Origin of the sequence: Streptomyces clavuligerus (assembly GCF_005519465.1) — a bacterium.
In the GTDB taxonomy this organism is placed as follows: domain Bacteria; phylum Actinomycetota; class Actinomycetes; order Streptomycetales; family Streptomycetaceae; genus Streptomyces; species Streptomyces clavuligerus.
This window is the reverse complement of sequence record NZ_CP027859.1, coordinates 1,342,357-1,361,184: the sequence shown is the minus strand read 5'-3', so window position 1 is coordinate 1,361,184 and position 18,828 is coordinate 1,342,357. Positions and strand designations below refer to the sequence as shown.

The 18,828-nt window shown below is 71.3% G+C and carries 17 protein-coding genes; 7 read left to right on the top strand and 10 right to left on the bottom strand.

Annotation, left to right across the window (positions count from 1 at the left end; translation table 11 throughout):
- Window positions 1-5: 5 nt before the first annotated feature.
- Together CRV15_RS34070 and CRV15_RS34065 are read right to left on the bottom strand one after the other, a co-directional pair.
- Window positions 6-1,910: an FG-GAP repeat domain-containing protein gene (locus CRV15_RS34070; RefSeq protein WP_003957091.1), complete on the bottom strand. Its 1,905-nt coding sequence runs from the start codon at window positions 1,908-1,910 to the stop codon at window positions 6-8.
- Entirely contained in the window at window positions 1,907-2,881 is a 975-nt protein-coding gene (locus CRV15_RS34065) for a DUF1702 family protein (protein ID WP_003957090.1), read from the bottom strand. The genes CRV15_RS34070 and CRV15_RS34065 overlap by 4 nt, the downstream gene beginning before the upstream one ends.
- An 829-nt stretch (window positions 2,882-3,710) precedes the next feature.
- Here CRV15_RS34065 and CRV15_RS34060 point away from each other — a divergent pair.
- The gene (locus CRV15_RS34060) at window positions 3,711-5,276 is read left to right on the top strand and encodes an MFS transporter (RefSeq protein WP_009999535.1); all 1,566 of its coding nucleotides are present in this window, start codon (window positions 3,711-3,713) and stop codon (window positions 5,274-5,276) included.
- Window positions 5,277-5,579: 303 nt separating this feature from the next.
- On the top strand, window positions 5,580-5,861 hold the full coding sequence (locus tag CRV15_RS34055) for a hypothetical protein (RefSeq protein ID WP_003957086.1): 282 nt from the start codon (window positions 5,580-5,582) through the stop codon (window positions 5,859-5,861).
- 99 nt (window positions 5,862-5,960) lie between these two features.
- Here the strand turns inward: CRV15_RS34055 and CRV15_RS34050 are convergent, their stop codons facing one another.
- Window positions 5,961-6,701: an alpha/beta fold hydrolase gene (locus CRV15_RS34050; protein WP_029183283.1), complete on the bottom strand. Its 741-nt coding sequence runs from the start codon at window positions 6,699-6,701 to the stop codon at window positions 5,961-5,963.
- Between the two features lie 198 nt (window positions 6,702-6,899).
- On the opposite strand from CRV15_RS34050, the gene CRV15_RS34045 reads away from it, so the two are divergent.
- A complete protein-coding gene (locus tag CRV15_RS34045; protein WP_003957084.1) occupies window positions 6,900-7,334 on the top strand; it encodes a cupin domain-containing protein in 435 nt (144 codons plus the stop codon).
- A gap of 115 nt (window positions 7,335-7,449) precedes the next feature.
- Here CRV15_RS34045 and CRV15_RS34040 read toward each other — a convergent pair whose 3' ends face one another.
- Together CRV15_RS34040 and CRV15_RS34035 are read right to left on the bottom strand one after the other, a co-directional pair.
- A complete protein-coding gene (locus CRV15_RS34040; RefSeq protein ID WP_003963550.1) occupies window positions 7,450-9,162 on the bottom strand; it encodes a PLP-dependent aminotransferase family protein in 1,713 nt (570 codons plus the stop codon).
- A 240-nt stretch (window positions 9,163-9,402) separates the two neighbouring features.
- Window positions 9,403-10,074 (bottom strand): DUF4097 family beta strand repeat-containing protein, encoded by a 672-nt coding sequence (locus CRV15_RS34035; protein ID WP_003957080.1) that lies wholly within the window; start codon window positions 10,072-10,074, stop codon window positions 9,403-9,405.
- Window positions 10,075-10,305: 231 nt separating this feature from the next.
- Here CRV15_RS34035 and CRV15_RS34030 point away from each other — a divergent pair, with 231 nt between their 5' ends.
- Window positions 10,306-11,163 (top strand): helix-turn-helix domain-containing protein, encoded by an 858-nt coding sequence (locus CRV15_RS34030; RefSeq protein WP_003957079.1) that lies wholly within the window; start codon window positions 10,306-10,308, stop codon window positions 11,161-11,163.
- On the opposite strand, the gene CRV15_RS34025 is transcribed toward CRV15_RS34030, so the two are convergent.
- Together CRV15_RS34025 and CRV15_RS34020 are read right to left on the bottom strand one after the other, a co-directional pair.
- Window positions 11,125-11,538, bottom strand: a complete 414-nt coding sequence (locus tag CRV15_RS34025; protein ID WP_003957078.1) for a hypothetical protein — start codon at window positions 11,536-11,538, stop codon at window positions 11,125-11,127. The genes CRV15_RS34030 and CRV15_RS34025 overlap by 39 nt on opposite strands.
- Window positions 11,539-11,708: 170 nt before the next feature.
- Window positions 11,709-12,485 carry a S1 family peptidase gene (locus CRV15_RS34020; protein ID WP_003963547.1) on the bottom strand — a complete coding sequence of 259 codons (777 nt, stop codon included), beginning with the start codon at window positions 12,483-12,485 and terminating at the stop codon, window positions 11,709-11,711.
- A 318-nt stretch (window positions 12,486-12,803) separates the two neighbouring features.
- On the opposite strand from CRV15_RS34020, the gene CRV15_RS34015 reads away from it, so the two are divergent.
- From CRV15_RS34015 to CRV15_RS34010, 3 genes are all read left to right on the top strand, one after another.
- Window positions 12,804-13,463: a pentapeptide repeat-containing protein gene (locus tag CRV15_RS34015; protein WP_003963545.1), complete on the top strand. Its 660-nt coding sequence runs from the start codon at window positions 12,804-12,806 to the stop codon at window positions 13,461-13,463.
- 315 nt (window positions 13,464-13,778) lie between these two features.
- Window positions 13,779-13,862 carry a tryptorubin family RiPP precursor gene (locus CRV15_RS38005; protein WP_368860405.1) on the top strand — a complete coding sequence of 28 codons (84 nt, stop codon included), beginning with the start codon at window positions 13,779-13,781 and terminating at the stop codon, window positions 13,860-13,862.
- Between the two features lie 112 nt (window positions 13,863-13,974).
- Entirely contained in the window at window positions 13,975-15,030 is a 1,056-nt protein-coding gene (locus tag CRV15_RS34010; protein WP_003963544.1) for a cytochrome P450, read from the top strand.
- Between the two features lie 403 nt (window positions 15,031-15,433).
- Here the strand turns inward: CRV15_RS34010 and CRV15_RS34000 are convergent, their stop codons facing one another.
- The 3 genes from CRV15_RS34000 to CRV15_RS33990 form a co-directional block, all read right to left on the bottom strand.
- Entirely contained in the window at window positions 15,434-16,879 is a 1,446-nt protein-coding gene (locus tag CRV15_RS34000) for an APC family permease (protein WP_003963543.1), read from the bottom strand.
- A 110-nt stretch (window positions 16,880-16,989) separates the two neighbouring features.
- Window positions 16,990-17,367 (bottom strand): hypothetical protein, encoded by a 378-nt coding sequence (locus tag CRV15_RS33995; protein ID WP_003963542.1) that lies wholly within the window; start codon window positions 17,365-17,367, stop codon window positions 16,990-16,992.
- A 159-nt stretch (window positions 17,368-17,526) separates the two neighbouring features.
- Window positions 17,527-18,702 carry a homogentisate 1,2-dioxygenase gene (locus CRV15_RS33990; protein ID WP_003963541.1) on the bottom strand — a complete coding sequence of 392 codons (1,176 nt, stop codon included), beginning with the start codon at window positions 18,700-18,702 and terminating at the stop codon, window positions 17,527-17,529.
- Window positions 18,703-18,828 lie beyond the last annotated feature (126 nt).

Sequence of the window (18,828 nt, the reverse complement as noted above, 5' to 3'; positions counted from 1 at the left end):
GTCCGTCACTTCTCCTTCGCCACGGAGTCGAGCTGGAGGGTGTGCCAGCCGCTGCTCAGTCGGAGTTCCTGGTCCTGTGCCACACCGTCGCGGTCCCGCCAGCGCAGACGCACCTGGAGCGGTTCTCCGGTGTGCTCGCCGAGGCCGATGTGGATGTCATGGCTGCGCTTGCCCGAGTGGCCGCCGCCGCCGTCGACCCGGCCGACCCGGACGGAGCCGTCGGGCAGGGTGACGGTCGCCTGGGCGTCGACGACGGGCGAACCGGAGGGATGGGTGAGCTTCAGACCGAGGTGGCCACCTGCCCCGGGGCTCTGGTTGTGGTAGAAGACGGGCTCGCCCCACTGCCGGGCCACCGCCAGATCGAGCCGGCCGTCGCCGTCCGCGTCACCGGTGGCGATCCCCCGGGTGGGGATGGGGACGGCCATACCGAGTTCGGGCGCGAGATTGGTGTAGCGGTCCTTCTCGCCCCGGGCGAAGAAGCGCAGGGTCTGGTTGCCGCTGAGGTCGTCGCCCCGCCGCACGTTCGGCCACCACTCGGGGTGCCGGACCAGTCCGTCGTTGGCGGTGGCCAGCTCCTGGAGCTGGGGCCAGCGGTTGGTCTTGCCCTTGACGAAGCCGGTGGTCTGGGTGATCTCCAGGCGGCCGTCGTTGTCGAAGTCCCCCGTCTTCGCGTCCCAGCCCCAGCCCGACCAGGCCGTGCCCAGCGGGGCACTGCGGTCCTCGTAGGGGGCGACGCCGTCCTTGAACGCGGCCCGCAGGGCGGCCTGGTCCTTCGCCGTGTTCATGAAGGTGAAGTTGGACTCCTGGATACCGAAGGAGGTGGTGATGTTGCTGACGAACATGTCGTGGAGGCCGTCGCCGTCCAGATCCCCGAAGTCGATGCCCATCCCCTTGAAGGAGCTGCGGCCGAGCTGCTTGGACTTGGGGGTCATGCCGTCCCGCGGACCGTCCACCGCCCGGAACGTGATCTTCCCGGGACGGGAGGTGTTGTGCAGCAGCCGGGAGGTGCCGAAGTCATGGGCGAGATACAGCTCGGGCAGCAGGTCCCCGTCGAGGTCGGTGGCGGCGGCGGCGAGGGTCCAGCCGGTCCTGGTGTCCTTCGGCAGGGCGTCGTCGACCTTCTCGAAGCCGTCGGGGGTCCAGCGGAAGATGAAGTCCTCACCGCCGTTGCGGGCCTGGGAGAGGGAGTCGTTCATCTCCACACCGCCGTCCTTCGACGGGTCGAGGACGGGGCTGTCGGGGAAGTAGTTGCCGATGAGGATGTCCTCGTGGCCGTCCCCGTCGAAGTCCGCGACCGTGGTCGCGTTGCTGTTCCACAGCGGTCCGGTGTACGTGCTGCTGCCCACGCCGGGCACCAGCTCGACGGGCCGGAACGCGTCGGCGGCCGGGGCGCCCGCGCCGGGCTCCGCCTGGAAGATGACCGGGGTGCGGCCCCAGTAGTAGACGAGCAGATCCATGGCGCCGTCCTCGTTGAAGTCCCCGGCGGCGCAGCCCATCGGTGCCATGGTCGCGTTCATGGGCAGCGGGGCGGGGTCCAGCGCGAAGGGCCGGTAGCGGTCCGCGCCCTTGCCCGGCGTCGGCGTCAGGACGACCTGGTCGATCCGGGGGTCCGTGACACACAGGTCGTTGGGGAGGCCGTCGCCGTCGACGTCGTTCATGGCGACGGCCGCGCCGACGGAGGAGATCCACGCCTCGATGTTCCGGTAGTCCTGGTTCACCTTGCGGATGGTCTGCTGCGGGAACCCGGACGGCAGGGCTATGGACAGGGGGGTGAAGGCGAAGGAGTCCGCCATCCGGTCCCTGTCCTGCGCCGAGGTGACCGGCGGCCGGACCATGAAGAAGAGTCCCACCATGAGGGTGAGGGCCAGTATCCCGGGAAGCTGGCTGCGAACGGTTTCACGTATGGTCATGACGTTCCTGCACCCCCTGCTGAGACACACGCATCGGCTATGGCCCGGCGCCATTCCTCGTAGGCGGACCCCCCGCTGTCCAGGGCGGGGCGCAGCTCCTGACAGAGCCCGGCCGCCGTTTCGGGCTCCATCCCGCAGAACACCCGGGTGGCGAGACGGGTGTGGGCCACGGTCAGACCGGCCCTCTCCCGGGCCTCGGCCGCGAAGACCGAGCCCTGCTGGAGGCAGGGCCGGTACCGCCCGGCCCGCTCCGCCAGCCTGCGCAGCTCCGTCTCGTCGGAGCCGCCCGCGTAGGTCGCGGCCAGCCCGGCGCCGCCGTAGAGGTCGGCCCGCCGCTCCTCGGGGAACCTCTCGACCAGGTCCGCGACCACATCGGGGTCGCTGCCGCCGACGAACCACAGCGCCCTGCCGATGCCCTGGTCGACGGCGCGGGGCACATAGGACGCGGGGCCGTCCCGCCAGGGCAGGGAGGCGTCCTGGAACTGCCCGTGCACATACTTCGCGGTATGGAAGTACGCCTGGTGGAAGCCGTAGCCGTCGAGGACGAGCCAGCGCAGCAGCGGGACCGTCCCCGTCAGGTCCGGCCACAGGGCCCTCGGCAGCCTGGCCATGGCCCAGCCGATCCCGACATAGGCCATGTAGACATGGTGGCGGCCCTCACCGGCGAGAAGTCCTGCCAACCGCCGCCCGGAGGTGCCCGGGAGCGCGTCCAGCACGGAACATCCCATGGCAGCGCCCTCGTAGGCGAACCCGCGCAGCTCCCTCGGCACACCGTCCAGCCGGTGTTCCAGCTCCGCCGGGGTGCGTACCTCGACGGCATGGCCGTAGCCGTCGAGGAAGCTCAGGCCGACGGACTCCAGCAGCCGCCGGGCCGCCGGGTCCTTGGTGTGGAAGCCCCGTTTCCCGAGGCGTACCTCCGAGACCTTCGGTGTGAGGATACGACGCCTCAACGCACGTAGATTGGCCGACATCGCGCTCTACCGCCCCTCGTCGCGATTCCCGGTCCGTCCGGGGTGATGTGGTGCGCGGCTGCACCGTGGAACCGAAGCCGCCGCTGATCCCTGGTGCCGTGGGGCCGAGGCCACCGCTGTGCCGTGGGGCCGAAGCCACCGCCGTGCCCTGCTGCCCGGTGCCGGCCCGCCGGGTCGGCGGCCGGTGGCGTGCCGGGAGGGCGTCAACGCGTCCGGCCCGCCACGCTCCGGTGAGCGACAGGACCCGCCGTACAGTGACCGGCATGTGCGGTGGCGGGTGCCGTCGTGCTGGTGGTGTGGAGACGGTCAGGCACCGGAGCCGATGGTGTCAAGAGTCTGCGCGGCGGACCGGAAGCGGTCGGCATGAGCGGCCTCCTCACGGATGGGCGCCACGCGACATGTGGCACGAGGGACCATCGTGAACCGGCCACGCAACACCGTCATCTCCGCGTGTGCCCAGTTCAGCGGCGTATGCGAAGCGGGAGCGCGGGCGCCTCCCCAGCCGGACCGGAACCGGTAGTACCGAATCCGCTACCAGCGGAGAAGCGTCCCGGTGGCGCACCGGTACTGCGCAAACGCGGAGAAGACGCGTACCGGAACGGCTGCTGAGATGTACCTCGGCCCCGACACGATCAAGTCATGCGTGTGTCCGTCGGCAGCCGTCCCGCGCGACCGCGGGACCTCTCCCCTCCTCCCCCCTCCTCCCCCTTCCTTCACCGGCCTTCCCGGCCTTCCGCGTGGCTGCTCCTCCTTCCAGGCGCCCGCCCCTTCCCGCTCCCGTCGGGCGCCCGTCCCCTCTGCCCGCACCTCAGTCGAAGGGAACTTCTCCATGGACCGATTCCGGAGCCGGGGCCTGATCCCGCGTCCGCTGCTGTTCTGGTCAGGTGTGGCGATCTGCTCGGCGGGGGTGGCCGAGCACATCCGGATGTTCGTCCACGCCGCCGAGATGGACTTCCACATGTCCCATATGCCCATGGACACGGCCATGTGGGCGGCGATGGTGGCGGTCGTGGCAGGACTGGTCCTCGCGGGCTTCGGACTCGCGCCCCACCGCCGCCCGGAGGAGACACCGCCACCGCCCGACACGGCCCCGGAGCCGGTCTCCCCCGCGCGGCAGACCCTGCTCCGCAGACGTCTGATCGCCGTCCTGTCCTTCGCCCTGATCGTCGACCAGATGAAACCGGCGACACTCGCCTTCATCATGCCCGGCGCGCGGGCCGAGTACGGTCTCACCCCGGCCGAGGTGGCCCTGATCCCGATGGGCGGGCTGACGGGCACGGTCCTGGGCTCACTGCTGTGGGGGCATCTGGCCGACCGCATCGGGCGGCGCGCCTCGGTCCTGCTCGCGGCGCTGCTCTTCGTCGCGACCACAGTGTGCGGGGCCATGCCGAGCTTCGAGGCCAGTGTGCTGATGTGCGTGCTGATGGGCATGTCCGCGGGCGGCATGCTGCCCATCGTGTACGCCCTGATGTCCGAGGTGCTGCCCGGCCGCAGCGGGGTGGTGGTCCTGACCGCCGGGCTGACGACGGTCGCCGGCTATCTCGCCGCCAGTGGTCTGTCCTCGCTCTTCGAGCCGCTGTACGGCTGGCGCGTCCTGTGGTTCCTGCAACTGCCCCTCGCCCTGCTCCTGTTGGCGTTCAACCGCTGGATACCGGAGTCCCCGAGCTTCCTGGCGGCGCAGGGCAAGCATGCCGAGGCACGCCGGATGACCGTGCTGTTCGGCCTGGGGCAGACCCCCGCCGAGCCCAGGACCGGACGCGGGATGCGGGCCCTCCTCGGCCCCGACCACCGCCGTCAGACCCTGGTCATCTCCGGCTTCGCCCTCTCCTGGGGCCTGGTCTACTGGGGGTTCGTCACCTTCCTGCCGACCGTGCTCGGCGACGCGGGCCTCAGCACGCCGCCCTCGCAGATCCTGTTCGGTGCCTCGCTGATGTCCATCCCGGGGACGGCGCTGGCCGCCTGGCTCTACAGCCGCTGGTCCTCACGGAAGACGATGACCCTGTACGGCGCGGTCACGGCGGCCTCCCTGGCCCTGCTGACCGTGCTGCCGCTGGACGACCCCCAGATCGCCGTCCCGGTCCTGATCGGCCTGCTCACCGGGACCAGCGGGGTGGTCGCCGTGCTCGGCCCCTACACCGCGCAGGTGTACCCGACGGCCTTCCGCGGCCTCGGCAGCGGACTCTCCGCGGCGTGCAGCAAGTCCGGCGGCATCATCGGGCCCCCGGCGGTGGGCTGGCTGACGGCCTCGTTCACCACCGGCCAGGTGGCGGCCGTCATCGCGGTCCCCATGGCCCTCGCCACGGCGGCGATCGCCCGTTACGGCAAGGAGACGACGGGCACCGCGGCCGCGCCACCGGCCCCCGCACCCGCGCGCGAGCCCGCCGCGCGCCGATGAGCCCGGCCCGCCCGCGCGGTGCGGACCGCTGCGGGACACCGCTCGCCTCTCAAGTGGTCCAGACCTGACCAGATCTGACCAACCTTCATCTTCAGCAGGGCGTATCGCAAGCCCTGAACGCCACGATCTACCCACTGCCTCTTCACAGAAACTACATAAAATCAGCCGATCAGTCCGGTATTAGCCAACCTATGACGGAATATTGGCTTCCCATTGCATTGATCCATCGATAGGGATCAGTCTTTCTTCAGCCATCGGGGCGCGGACCTCGATGGACCTGATGGAACGGGAGGGCTCAACGTCATGTCCCTACGCAGGATGTTCGCCGGAGCGGCCGTGGCCGCCGCTGTCGCAAGCGCCGGACTGATGGCCGCCCCGGCGGCCCAGGCAGCGGCAGCGCCTACCGTGACCGCGGCCCCGGCCCCGGCCGTCGGGCCCACGGCCTGGATTCCCTGGGGTTGGTACTCGTCCCTGGGCGCCTGCGCACACGCGGGCCAGTGGGCGGTCATGAACGCCGGCGCGTCCTACTACCTCTGTCCGCAGGTCGCACCCGACCGGTGGGACCTGATCCTCTGGCGCCCCTGACCCTCCGGGCACCGACAGCGCGAAGCGCCCGCGGCCGGACCGGCCGCGGGCGCCCGCGTACCCGCGCCCCCGCGGGCGCCGACCGCTGGGGCCGCGGGCTCAGCCGCCCAGGTCAGCGGCCGTGTCCCAGTGCGCTTCGAGGGCCGCCGCGACCTCGGCGGGCCGCTCCAGGAGGGGCCAGTGGTTGGAGTCGATGCGCACGGGGTCGGGCGCGCGCAGGGCGGCGGCGAGCCCGTCGGCGAAACCGACCGGGCAGGCGGGGTCGCGCACACCCCAGAACACCAGACAGGGCGCCGCCACCCGGGACAGCTCCGGCGCCCACTCGGCGCCCACGGTCAGGGCGGAGCGGTAGAGCCTGAGGATGCTGTCCTTCATCGTCCCGTCCACCCGGCCGATCATCTCGGCGGCGCGGTCGGCGGGCACGTCGAAGCCCCCCACCAGGCCGTGGGTGAAGGACTCCGGCTCCAGTTCCGCCATATAGCGGTCGCCCTCCACCGGGTCCTGCCAGATCTTCGCCAGCGGATGCCACTCGTACCCGGCGTCGAGCGGCCCGTCGCCCCCGGCCCAGGTGCGGACCAGGTCGGGACGGAGGCAGGCTACGCGCAGGGTGAGGATGCAGCCCCAGTCGTGACCGACCAGGTCGACCGGCTCCCCGACCCGCTCAAGTCGCTCGACGAGCCAGTCGACGTACTCCTCCTTGGTGGAGCCGAAGCCGTCCGGGCGCGGGGTGCCGAACCCCGGCAGGTCCCATGCCTCCACATCGGTACGGGTCAGCCGGCGGCGGACGCCGTCCCACACATGGTGGGTGTCGGGGACGCCGTGGATCAGGATCGCGGGCATGAGCAGTCCTTCGCCGTAGTGGTCGAACGCGCGGCGGCGCGCGCGGAGGGCGGATACCACGCTGTGCCCAGACGATGTCACACTCCCGCCCCGCCCGGCAGGGCACATAGGCCGCCCAACTCCCTTCAGCCATGCGCACGGTGCGGGATACAGTGCTCCCCGCTCCGTCCACCGTCCCCCTCCCTCAGAGGTGCCGTCATGCGCAGTCTTCCCTCCCTCGCGGCCGTCGGCGCGGTTCTCGTCGGCCTGTCCCTGCCCGCCGGGGCGGCGCACGCCACCCCGGCGGGTCCGGGCGTCACGGGAAAGGTCCTCGCCCGGACCACCCTCGGCGACACCGACTACATCCTGCGGGAGGTCACCATCCCACCGGGTCAGACCACGGGCTGGCACTACCACAACGGCCCCGTGCGCGGGTACGTCGCCCGGGGCACCCTGCACCACTACGACGCGACCTGCGCCTCCGACGGCGTCTACACCGAGGGCGATCCGCTGCGGGAGGCGGCCGGACCCGGCTATGTGCACCTGGGCCGCAACCCCGGCGCCACGGACCTCGTCCTGCGGGCCGTCTATGCCCTGCCGCACGGCGCGCCCTTCTCCCAGGACGCCCCCAACCCGGGCTGCGACTTCGAGTAGTCCGGGACGGCGCGGGCCCCCGCCGCTCGCCCAGGGGCGAAGGACGGGGGCCAGGAGGCAGGGGGCGGGAAGCAGAGCGACCCGGCGCGCGCGGGCCGGGTCGGCTCTGTCCGGGTCAGCTCTGTCCGGGGAGCGGCGGCCGGACGGCCCCTTCCTCGGCGGAGCGGTCGAAGGCCCCGGGCCGGTAGAGCTCGTCCACGAGTTCGTCGACGAGCTCCCGGGTCACATGCGGCATGACATAGACATGGCTGTAGTCATGGCGCACTCCCCCGAGGTCGAGCGGGACACAGGCCAGCGTGTACTTGGCGGTGATCTCGGCCCGGGGCTGCTGGAACCACACGCTCAGCGCGTGGTCGCCGTGCCCGACCTCGATCCCGTCCTCCGCCCAGGGCTCGCCGCGCTCCGCGAGGGCGGCGCTCAGCTCCCTGAGCCGCCCGGCCGTGTACTCGGCGACCCGCAGCGCCTCGACGGCCTGCCGCATCTGCTCCTCCTCGCCGAGCTGCGCGAGGTGGTTCCACATCGCCAGCGAGGCGAACCCGCTGCGGGACCCGGCGAAGGTGCTGTCCGGCGAGGACACGACCGCCGGGTCCGACGGCGGGCGCAGCTTGGACCCCGCGCGGGACAGGAAGATGCCGGTGGGCACCGGCGCCCCGGGGTATTTGTGCCCGCTGGTGACGATCGAGGAGACCTCGGGAATCCGGAAGTCGAAGACCGGCGGCGCGCTCCCGGTCAGTCCGGCGTCGCGGGCCTTCTCCAGATAGGGGGCGTAGGCGCCGCCGAGGGCGCCGTCGACATGCACCCAGTACCCGTTCCGTACGCTGACCCGGTCCGGGTCGTCGGGGTCGAACCGTACGGCGCGGTCGACGAGCCCGTACCGCTCGAAGACGGGCCGGAGCCGCTCGCAGGCGGTGGCGACATCGTCGTAGGCGCCCTTGAAGACGCTGCCGACGTTGAAGTTGACGAGGACGGGGTGGCCCTTCGCGGCGAAGAACTCCACGAGCGGGACGAGGGCGTCGATGTCGACCGTGCCGGGTCCCTCGTCCCCGCCGGTGGTGGGAACTCCGCCCAGGGGCCAGCCGTTGTAGGTCCGTGTGCCGGTGCCGGACACGTCGATCGGGCACTGGTCCGGGTAGAGGCTGCCGCCGAGGTCGTAGAAGGTGGGGATGTCCAGGACCCGCATGGCCTTGATGTGGGAGTAGTGGGTCTCCTGGGAGAAGAAGGCCACGGGGGCGTAGGCGTTGGGGTTGTCCTCGGGGTGCTGGGCCCGGATGTAGGTGGTGCGGCAGCTCGCGTCCCCGGAGATCTCGTCGCGGACGAGGGCGTTGCCGTCGAGGTAGTCGCGGGCGTTCCACAGGGCGTAGAGGTTGCCCTCGGTGCTGCCCATGGAGAGGACATAGCCCCAGGCGTCCTCGTTCCGGGGGCGGGTGGGGTCCTCGGGCAGGGGGGCGTGCCAGAGCCGGGCGTAGTGTTCGAGCACCGCGCGCTCCAGCCACCGCGAGTGCATGCTGAAGTGGCTGTCGACGAACGGGTCCCCGACGTTGTTGATGTGGTAGCGGAGGAAGCGGCCGAGGGAGGTGTGGCCGTCGAGCGAGAGGTTGACCTGGTAGCCGAGCATACGGGCGCGGTGCTGGTCGAGATGTTCCTCCAGCCGGGCGAGGACCGCCGTCCGCCGCTCGTCGGTGAAGCTCTCGGTGCCCAGCCGGTAGTCCTCGTCGGACGGCGTCGTGGTCAACGGGGTGTGCGGCGCGTCGGCGGCCGTGTCGGACGGTGCTTCGGCGGCTGTGCCACCGAGGACGCCGGCAGGGGCGCCGGCGTGTACGTCGGTCATGGTGTTCTGTCCCGTTCTGAACGCCGGATTGGGGGGCGAACGCCCGGACGGCCGTCCGCCGTTGTCAGCGTGCGCGATCAGCGCGCGGCCTCAGAATATGAGTGATAATTCCACCTCGTTACCGCTATTTCTGTGTTTATTTTTTCTGAACTCTTTCTGGTGAAATGGCGAACGAGCACGCTTTGTTCGAACGGGGATGGTTCCGGCGGGATACGTACACCTGCCCGAATCCCTCACCCCTCAGAGGCTGCGGGCGGTGATGTCGCCGTAGGAGGTCGTCACACGGATGGTCAGACCGGCGGCGGAACCCTCGCTGTTGCGGAGCGCGTTGTGGATGCGGCCGTGGGCGGTCCCGGCGTCCAGGGTGGCGGAGACCCCGCGGGCGGCGCCGACCGACACCTCTCCGGCCTCGGTGCGCAGCGCGACCGTGCCGCGCACGGCCTCGGTGATCCGGATGTCGCCCTTGGCGGTGCTGATCTCCGCGGAGTCGCCCAGCCGGCCCACCTCGATGGTGCCGTCCAGGAGGGAGAGGCGGGCGCTCGCGGTCTCGTCCAGCTTGACCGAGCCGTGCGCGCCCTCGAAGGTGACGTCGCCGAGGCGTCCGACACCGCGGAATTCGGCGCTGGCCGTCTTGGCCTCGACCCGGGAACCGGCGGGCAGTTGCACGGTCACCTCGATGGAGCCGGAGCCGCCGAGCACCGGGTTCGACCGCTGCGGGACCTCGATCCGCAGAACGCCGTCGGCGCAGTGGACCACGGCCCGCTCCGCCGCCTTCACATCGCGGCTCTTCGAGGCGTCCGCGGGCAGAATGTCGACCGTGGTGTCGGCCCGGTCGGCGGCGATGAGACGGATGTGCCCCGCGGGGATGTCGAGAACGGCGGACACGGGGGCGGGGGTGGCGAACTTCTGCATCATGCACTCCTTGGCTCGTTGTTTCTGACATCGAAAACGCTACGTCGCGTTCACGCCTTGAGCAACATCCACGTTGCAAACAACCATCATTTTCCCAGCTCAGAGCAGTGCAATCGTTGCAACGTCCTTAAATTCAACGCAACATCCCATCGATGAAGCATTGCAATGGACTGATGGTGAACGCTAAGGTCGGACGTATCGGCGACCATGGCGGAGACGAAGGAGACCACGATGCCGGGAGGCAGACTCACCCAGCAGGAACGTCAGCGGATCGCGCTGGGCCTGGCCGACGGCCTCGCCTACGCGGAGATCGCCCGCGGGCTGGACCGCCCCACCTCGACCGTCACCCGTGAGGTGATGCGCAACGGCGGCCCCACCGACTACCGTTCCGACCTGGCCCACCGCGCCACCGAACACCGCGCCCGCAGGCGTCGGCCGTCCGCGCCCCGGGAGGCCCGGACGGCCGCGCAGAGCTATGGCCGGGACGCCGAAGCGGTACGCGGGTACGAGGAGACGTTCACCACCATCCTCATGGGCCAGGGCCTGCCCAAGATGATGTCCCGGGTGCTGACCTGCCTCTACACCACCGACGCGGGCAGCCTCACCGCGTCCGAACTCGCCCGGCGGCTCCAGGTCAGCCCGGCGTCCGTCTCCAAGGCGATCGCCTTCCTCGAAGGCCGGAACCTCATCCGCCGGGAGCGCGGCGAGGGCCGCCGCGAGCGCTACATCGTCGACAACGAGCTGTGGTACCAGGCGATGCTCGCCAGCGCCCGGGCCAACGCCCTGCTCGCCGAGACCGCGCGGCAGGGCGTCACCGTCCTCGGTCGCGGCACTCCGGCCGCCGCCCGCCTCGAAGGCGTCGCCCGTTTCGTCGACTTCGTCGGCGAGAGCATCACCCGCTCCGCGGAACAGGCCCGCGAGGTGCTCCTCGAACCGGCCGGAACGGCACCGGCGCCCGGCGACACCGCCGCCGCGCCGCCCGGCCCTGACGACGCCGCAGACACCAGCACGGGCACGGGCACCGGCACCGGCACCGGCACCGGCACCGGCTCAGCGGACCCGGCGGCGCCCGCCGCGGACGAGGAGTGACAGCGAGAGCAGCAGCAGGACGCCCTCGACGGCCAGGCTGACCAGGCCCAGCGGCTCCGTCCAGTTGCCGATGTCGTCCCGGTAGCCCGGCAGTCCCGGTCCTCTGGAGAGGACATAGCCGAGCAGCGGCCCGGCGGCGACCCCCGCCGCCAGCGGCCAGCCCGGCCGGACGAAGCGGGCCAGCAGGAGGACGGCGGCGAGCACGGCCGCGATCTCCAGGACGTGGTAGGCGACGCCGATGTAGTAGGGGTCCCGTGTCACCGTGATGCCGCCCTGGTCCACGACGTGGACGACGGCCACGGCGAGGCACAGCAGCGCGCCCGCCCATCTGGCCGGCGGGCTGTACTCCGGGCCCGCGGCGGTGCGGTGCGGCATACGGGTACCTTCGTCCTTCGGCGGCGGAGCGCCGTACGGGTGTCGGGTCTCAGCCTCTTCGGCCCGCCGTCCGCCGTCCTCCCCGGGCGGGCAGACGGGTGACGGCGGCGCTCCGCCCGCCCCCGGCGTCCGGTCCGGTGGCCCTCCGGGCCGGACGCCGGGCCGCTGTGTCAGCCGGTGCGCAGCCCGAGGTCGGCCGCGACGGCGCTGGTGCGGGTGAAGACCGACTTCAGGTGCTCGGTGTCGCAGTACTTGTTGCCGGTGGTGACCACGCCGATCACCTTGCCGCCCGCGATGAGCGGGCCGCCCGAGTCGCCCCGGCAGATGCTGTTCTGGGTGCCCGCGGGCGGGGTGCCGCAGACCTTGCGGGCGAGCGAGTCGCCGGTGTCGGTGAACGGGTCGCACGCGGCGATCGGCGAGAGGGTGAGCTGCGCCGACTTCAGCCGGGTGGCCGGGGTGTCACGGGCGATCCGGCCCCAGCCCACGGCCTTCGCGGTGCTGCCGACGGCGTAGAGGGCGGTGTCCTTCGGGCCCGCGACGGGCAGCGTCCGGTACGGCATCGACGCGGTGAGCGTGATCACGGCGGCGTCGTTGGCCAGGAAGCCGCCCTCGTTGTACCGGGGGTGCAGGGCGATGGAGCGGATGGCCCGCACGGTTCCCTTGGTGCCCGCCACCTCCGTACGGCCGCCGATGACCTGGAGATCGGTCGTGGCCAGGCCGTCGACGCAGTGCGCGGCCGTGAGCACCTTGGTGGGCTCCACCAGTGTGCCGCCGCAGACCTGCTGGCCGTCGGGGGTGACCAGCAGCATCGCGTACGGGTGGTCCGTGACGGTCGTGTTCTGCCCGCCGTGGATGGCGGCGGCCGGGGTGGCGGTCGCGGCGAGGCCGGTCACGGCGAGCGCGGAGGTCATGAGGACGGCGGCGGCTCGTTCGGTGAACGTGGGCATGTTTCCCCCTGTGGGACCTGACGTGCGGTCGGCCGACCACACGCTTCGCCCAGCAGGACGGGAATAGCGTTCGAAACGTTCCATGTCCCGTACACAGATGCTCGTTTGGGAGCGCAACGTGCCTGTTTTTGACAATTTTGAGAGGTAATTCCTGGAGGCCGGCCTCCTGCGGCCGTCCCGGCCGCCCGGCGGTGGACCACCGGCGGGTCAGCGCCAGGCGGTCGCCGCGGTGGCGTGGATGCGGTAGCGGGCCGGTGTCAGCGCGGAGGGCTATCTTCGGCCCCGCCGGATCTTCCCCGACCGCCCCGGAAGGACACCATGCCCACGCGCACCCCGCAGGACCTGAGCGAACTCCCCTACGCACACCGCCTGGAACCCTTCACGGGGGAACCGGAACGGGACGGCGACTACGAGTGGGCCCATCTCGACGGCCTCGCCCTCGACGACATCGACGCCGGGATGGCCCGTTTCAGCGAGTCGGCCCTCACCTCCGTGACGTTCACGGGCGGACGGCTCCGGCGCGCCCGTCTCGACACCGTCTGGATGCACAACGTCCGCACCGTCGGCACCGATCTCGCGGAGACCGGCTGGCTGGACACCGCGTGTCTCTCCAGTCTGCTGGCGGGCACCCAGCTCCACGGGGCCCGGCTCCAGCGGGTCGTCTTCCAGCAGTGCAAGTTCGACTCGGTCAATCTGCGCGCGGCCGTGCTGCGGGAGGTCTCGTTCGTCGACTGCCTGCTGCGGGACGTGGACTTCGCCGGTGCGTCCCTGACCGGTGTCACCTTCCCGGGGACGGCCCTGGACCGCGTCGGCCTCGACCGGGCCGTCCTCTCCCGGGTGGACCTGCGCGAGGCCACCGCGCTGGGCATCGGCTCCGGGGTGGAGGCGCTCAAGGGCGCCACGGTCAGCACCACGCAGCTCTTCGACCTGGCGCCCGTGCTCGCCCGGCACATCGGCCTCACCGTACGGGACGACTGACACCCGCCTCCGCCGTGCACATCGGGGACGGCACGCCGGGAAAGAGCGTTCACGGCACCGATATCCGGCCAACCTGCCGGTGCGCACACCACGGCTGAACACTGCCAAACCCCCAAAACCAGCCGCATTTAACGGGCCAATCACACTTCCGCACGGTCCAGAACCGCTCGCACACACGAGGGAGAGGCGCTTCCTTGGATTAGCCATTGGCCGGGGCAGGGAAGCCTCACTGCGCCATCGGCACGCGGTGCGCACCGGCGCCGCCCCGGACCGGGACCGCCGCGTGCCGTCCGATCCACGCTGAGAGGAAGTGCCGTGACCAAGCTGCTCTTCGCCATACGCCACAAGGTCTCGGAAGGAAAGAGCCTGAAGGGGTACGCCTGGTACATCTGGTGGTGATGTCCCCGTTCTCGGCCGCATCACCGATGTGACCCCGCCGTCCGGCCGGACCGCTCCCCCACGGCTCCACGGTCCGGCTGGACGGCGGCGCCCCGACGCCTTCCGGAGAATCATGCCCACGTCATCGCCGCAGCGCCTCCGCACCACCGTGTTCAGCCCACGGCTGGCCGCCCTCATGGACGACCACACGGGGCAGGACGTCTTCCGGCTGGAACCCGACACCATCGGCGTCGCGGGACCCGAGGTCATGGACCGTGTGCTTGCCGCGCGCCGTGCCACGGAGACCGAACGGCCCACCTTCAAGCCGCTGCTCGGGCGCTCGATACCGCGCGCCGAGGCGTCGGCGGTGACGCGGACCGTCGGCGCCGATGTCCGCGAGGCGCTCAGGCACCCCCTGCCGAAGGACGTCGACCTGTCCGGGCCCTGGCCCTGGACCGGGCACTACGTCCTGCGCGACCTCATTCTCGGCCGGGACCCCTACCGGCTGCGCCTGCTGATGAGCCGCAGACTCGAACTCACCCCGGTGCTCACCTGGTCCGTGGTCACGCTCGGCGCGGCCCTGCCCCGCCTGCCCCGGCAGGGCGACGGCCGCACCGCCCTCGCCGACCGGACCGCCGGAGCCATGGGCTACCAGGAGCGCCGGTACGCCATGGGCATGTACCGCAGGTCCGCCGCCCCGGTCTGTTTCACCGTGTCCACGCTGGTGGCCAACGCGCTCTGGCTCGGCTTCCCCTTCGCCGACGACACGCCGAACCGGAACATCGTCCACGAGACCCTGCGGCTGCTGCCGCCCTCCTGGAACCTCCTGCGCAACGCCTCCCCCGAGTACCCGGCCGTCGACGGCAGGATCGGCTCGAAGGACGATGTCCTCCTGCTCCCGCTGCTGTCCCATCGGGACCCGGCGCTGTGGGACGACCCGGAAGCCTTCCGCCCCGACCGCTGGGACGGGCTCGACCCCGACAGGACCCCGGGCTATCTCCCGTTCGGCCACGCGTCGGAGCGGTGCTGGGGCCGCCATATGGTCCTCCCCCTGGCCGAACTCCTGCTGACCCGGATCCGCGAATCCGGCCTGGTGGTCGACCCGGACCAGCGGACCGCCAAGGTGCCGCTGCTCGGTCTGCTGGGCGTGGACGAGGTCCGCCTGAAGAAGCCGGCCCGGTTCCGCTGAGGACCGGACCGGGCGCACTCGGCGCCGAGCGGGGTGCGGGCAGCGGGCTCCCGGCCGTCGGGCTATCGGCTCGACGCGATCCGGGACCCCGGACCCCACGGCCGTACGCCGATGAGCCGCGCGCATCCATGGGGAACGGCCTTCACCAGGTCCCCGCCCAGCAGGACGGCCACGCATCCACAACCCGACAGGCAGTACTCAAGCACGCCTTCGGAGGTCTGATGCCGGGACAGCAGGACCCACTGCGCGCTGTCCGCTACCGGCGACCAGCAGACGGGGCAGCGATCGACACCGGTGTCATCCATGCGGCCACCCTCATGCAAGGCCCTGAGTCAGTTCAACCATGACATCGGGCGGGCGTCCGGAAACGGGCGTGCTCCTGCCGTTGGGCGATCCCGGCCCGTCAGCGCGGGGCCCCGTCCGGTCGGCCGGTGTCAGGGGCGGCGGGGGCCGAGCCAGGGGCGGTGCGGCGGGTGAGCCAGGTGACCGACCAGAGGGCCAGGCCGATCAGCAGCAGCACCCCCGCGATGCGGTACTGCTCGGCAGGGCGGCCGGAGGACCAGGGCAGGACCAGATAGAGGCAGCTCAGCGCGCCCAGTACGGGCAGTGCACGGCCCGCCCGGAAGTGCGGGGCCGCGACCTTGTCCCGGCGCAGGACGAGGACCGAGAGATGGACGCCCGCGAAGACCGTGAGCAGCAGCAGGGTGGTCGTACCGCCGAGCAGGGCGACGACCGAGCTGTCCGGGTTCAGTGAGACGAAGGTGATGAGGCCGACGGCGACGGCCGTGGTGAACAGGATCGCCGCCCGCGGGGTGCGCCGTACGGGGTGGACCTTGGCGAGGAAGGGGGGAAGCACGCCCTGTCTGCTCATGCCGTACAGCAGCCGGCTGGCCATCAACATGTTGATCAGCGCGGAGTTGGCCACGGCGAACAGGGAGATGAACGGCAGCAGATCGGAGATGGGGAAGTCGGGGGCTGCCGTCTGGACGACCGTGGCCAGCGGGGTCTCACTGGCGGCGAGTCGCCCCACCGGGACGACAGCGACGGCGCAGATCGACACCACCACATAGATCAGCCCGGCGATGCCCAGTCCGGTGAACATCATGCGGGGGAAGATCCGCGCGGGTTCCCTGGTCTCCTCCGCCATGTTGACGGAGTCCTCGAAGCCGACCATGGCGAAGAAGGCCAGCGAGGTCGCCGTACTCACCGCCAGGAAGGCGCTCTTGTCGGAGTCGGTGTCGAAGGCGACGACCCGGGAGAAGTCCGCGTTCCCGCCCGCGATGAAGTAGGCGCTGATCAGGACGACCAGCAGCAGACCCGCCAGTTCCACGGCCGTCAGCACGACATTGACCTTGAGGCTCTCGGTGACACCCCGCAGATTGACGAACAGCACCAGGCCCATGAAACCCAGCGCGATCAGCAGGACGACACCGTCACCCGCGTCGGTCTTGAAGCCGGTGACCATATTGGCCGCGAAGGCCCGGGAGGCCGCCGACGCCGAGGTGATGCCGGAACACATCACGGTGAAGCACACGAGGAAGGTCAGGAAGTGGGTGCGGAACGCCTTGTGCACATAGAGGGCGGCGCCCGCGGCCTGCGGGTACTTGGTGACCAGCTCCAGATAGGAGCAGGCGGTGACCAGCGCGACGGAGAAGGCGATGACGAACGGCAGCCAGGCCGCTCCCCCGACCTCCCCGGCCACCTGCCCGGTCAGCGCGTAGATCCCGGTGCCGAGGATGTCGCCGACGATGAACAGCAACAGCAGACCCGGGCCCATCACCCGTTTCAGTGCGGGCTGGGCGTCGGCGCCCGTGGCGGGTGAACCACCGGGTAAGTCCGGTCGGGACATGGCGTCCTCCTTGGTCGTCACGGCGCCCGTGGACACAGACGGCTCACGGATGGTTCGTGCCGTGGTCGACCTACCCCGATGGCGAGGGACGGGAACGCGACCGGCCCGGCCTACGCGCTCCGGTCCCGCTCGTTGAGCGCGCTGACGAGCTGGTACCCGATGACCAGACCGACTCCGGTCTCCTGGCGCAGCAGCCGGGTGGCCCGGACCTCGTCACCGCCGCGTGCCATGGCGGCGACCTCGCGGTGGACGTCGGGCAGGAGTTCTTCGAGGACGTCGATGGCCTCCTGGTGCGAGGCGGGCAGCCGGACGTCCTCGGCCAGGAGGTCGGCGGCGGCAGCGGCCTGCCGCAGTCCGAGGTCCGTGCCCTTGCGCAGCCGTACCACCGCCTGGGTCCGGTGGCCGTCGCGGAGGAGCGCCCGCGCGGCCTCCTGAGCCGGGCGGGGGACGGGGGTGAGGCGGGTCCTGATCGTTGCGTCGGTGGACATGTTCTCTCCTGATCGGCGAGGGTGCTTCAGGTCATGTCTACACCGAGGCCGGGGAGACCGGTCCACCGGTCTCCCCGTCGGGCGGCCGGCCCGGCCCGGCCCGGCGCGCCCCCTCCCGCCGCGCGGGCGCGTGGCGGCCCGCCCGTCAGCGGCCGGTCCTCACATCCAGTCCCCCACCGGTGCCGTCGGGGCCCCGGACTCCTGCTCGGCGTGGCGCTGCGCGGCCTCGGCCTCCGGGGTGGGGGTCAGCGGCACCGTCGTGTCCACGAAGACGACCTCGGTGTCGATGCGGTCGCCCGGCTTCAGCCGCCCGGTCACCTGCGCCTGGACCTCGGCGGGCAGGCCGTGGTGCAGCCCCTGCGGGACGAGGGCCATGGTGGCGGGGGCGATGGGCATGCCGAGCACCGTTCCGCCGTGGAAAAAGGTGAACTCGTCGTAGTCCACATTGCGGTGGTAGGGCGGGAAGACCGCCGCGTCCGGGGCCGTCTCGAAGGGGCGGGGCAGAAAGTTGCCCACCATGAAGGTCGAGGTGGCGAAGACCGCGTACGCGGACGGCATGACATGGATGCGGTCGCTCATGACCGGCCGGTAGTCGCGGATGTTCAGCTTGAACGGGAAGAGGTCGCCCGACCAGCCCTCGACGTCGATCGGGTCGGCGTCGTAGACGAGGCTGGCGTACCCGTCGCGGATCTTGAGCCGTACCGGCCAGGTGCCGCGCTCGTCCCGGCCGTCGCCCAGCTCGTCCAGCTCCGGGGAGGGGATGTACAGCAGACCGGGGTCGAAAGGGGCCCGGCGGCCGAGGACGCCGGTGTCGGCGAAGCCCAGCTCTTCGGCCGACTCGACGACGAGGAAGTAGTTCACCGGTCCGGACGGACGAATCCGGTAGGTGACGCCCTTCGGCAGCAGGATGTAGTCGCCGGGCTCGTACGGGATCGGACCGAACTCGGTGTAGAAGGTGCCGGTGCCCTCGTGGACGAAGTACAGCTCGTCCCCGTCGACGTTGCGGACCGAGAAGGGCATGTTCGCGCCGCGCCTGCTGACGGAGACGGCCAGCGCGGGGTGGTGGAACAGGCGCAGCGGGCCGCCGTCGGGGCGGGTCCGGTCGGTGGGCTCCACGAGTTGCCCGTCGTAGGTGCGGTTGGCCGCGCCCTCCTCCGCGTGCTTCCAGGCGGTCGGCTCGGCGCGCCGGTACAGATAGGCGTCGCGTCCCTCGAAGCCCTGCCTGGTGAGCATGTCCTCGTACAGGCCACCCAGTTCCCTCCGTCCGGTCACCGCCTGGCGCAGCACCTTTCCCCGGCTGTGGTGAATCCACGATCGCATCGGCCTGAGCTGCATCGGACCGTTCCTTTCGCTCTGTCGTACGCCCCTGGTCCCACAGTGCGCGCCGGGGGGCCGCGCAGGAACGCCGCGGCCGTACCCGTAGGGGGAGGGAGACGCTGCGGCCGGGCCGGGAGGCGCGCG

What these genes read in the sequence shown, in the direction of transcription:
- CRV15_RS34040 (WP_003963550.1), bottom strand. Translation starts at nt 9,162, where the DNA reads ATGACCGACGTACACGCCGGCGCCCCTGCCGGCGTCCTCGGTGGCACA.
- CRV15_RS34045 (WP_003957084.1), top strand. Translation starts at nt 6,900, where the DNA reads ATGCGCAGTCTTCCCTCCCTCGCGGCCGTCGGCGCGGTTCTCGTCGGC.
- CRV15_RS33990 (WP_003963541.1), bottom strand. Translation starts at nt 18,702, where the DNA reads ATGCAGCTCAGGCCGATGCGATCGTGGATTCACCACAGCCGGGGAAAG.
- CRV15_RS34065 (WP_003957090.1), bottom strand. Translation starts at nt 2,881, where the DNA reads ATGTCGGCCAATCTACGTGCGTTGAGGCGTCGTATCCTCACACCGAAG.
- CRV15_RS34010 (WP_003963544.1), top strand. Translation starts at nt 13,975, where the DNA reads ATGCCCACGTCATCGCCGCAGCGCCTCCGCACCACCGTGTTCAGCCCA.
- CRV15_RS34050 (WP_029183283.1), bottom strand. Translation starts at nt 6,701, where the DNA reads ATGCCCGCGATCCTGATCCACGGCGTCCCCGACACCCACCATGTGTGG.
- CRV15_RS34015 (WP_003963545.1), top strand. Translation starts at nt 12,804, where the DNA reads ATGCCCACGCGCACCCCGCAGGACCTGAGCGAACTCCCCTACGCACAC.
- CRV15_RS34055 (WP_003957086.1), top strand. Translation starts at nt 5,580, where the DNA reads ATGTCCCTACGCAGGATGTTCGCCGGAGCGGCCGTGGCCGCCGCTGTC.
- CRV15_RS34025 (WP_003957078.1), bottom strand. Translation starts at nt 11,538, where the DNA reads ATGCCGCACCGCACCGCCGCGGGCCCGGAGTACAGCCCGCCGGCCAGA.
- CRV15_RS34020 (WP_003963547.1), bottom strand. Translation starts at nt 12,485, where the DNA reads ATGCCCACGTTCACCGAACGAGCCGCCGCCGTCCTCATGACCTCCGCG.
- CRV15_RS34000 (WP_003963543.1), bottom strand. Translation starts at nt 16,879, where the DNA reads ATGTCCCGACCGGACTTACCCGGTGGTTCACCCGCCACGGGCGCCGAC.
- CRV15_RS34070 (WP_003957091.1), bottom strand. Translation starts at nt 1,910, where the DNA reads ATGACCATACGTGAAACCGTTCGCAGCCAGCTTCCCGGGATACTGGCC.
- CRV15_RS34060 (WP_009999535.1), top strand. Translation starts at nt 3,711, where the DNA reads ATGGACCGATTCCGGAGCCGGGGCCTGATCCCGCGTCCGCTGCTGTTC.
- CRV15_RS34030 (WP_003957079.1), top strand. Translation starts at nt 10,306, where the DNA reads ATGCCGGGAGGCAGACTCACCCAGCAGGAACGTCAGCGGATCGCGCTG.
- CRV15_RS33995 (WP_003963542.1), bottom strand. Translation starts at nt 17,367, where the DNA reads ATGTCCACCGACGCAACGATCAGGACCCGCCTCACCCCCGTCCCCCGC.
- CRV15_RS34035 (WP_003957080.1), bottom strand. Translation starts at nt 10,074, where the DNA reads ATGCAGAAGTTCGCCACCCCCGCCCCCGTGTCCGCCGTTCTCGACATC.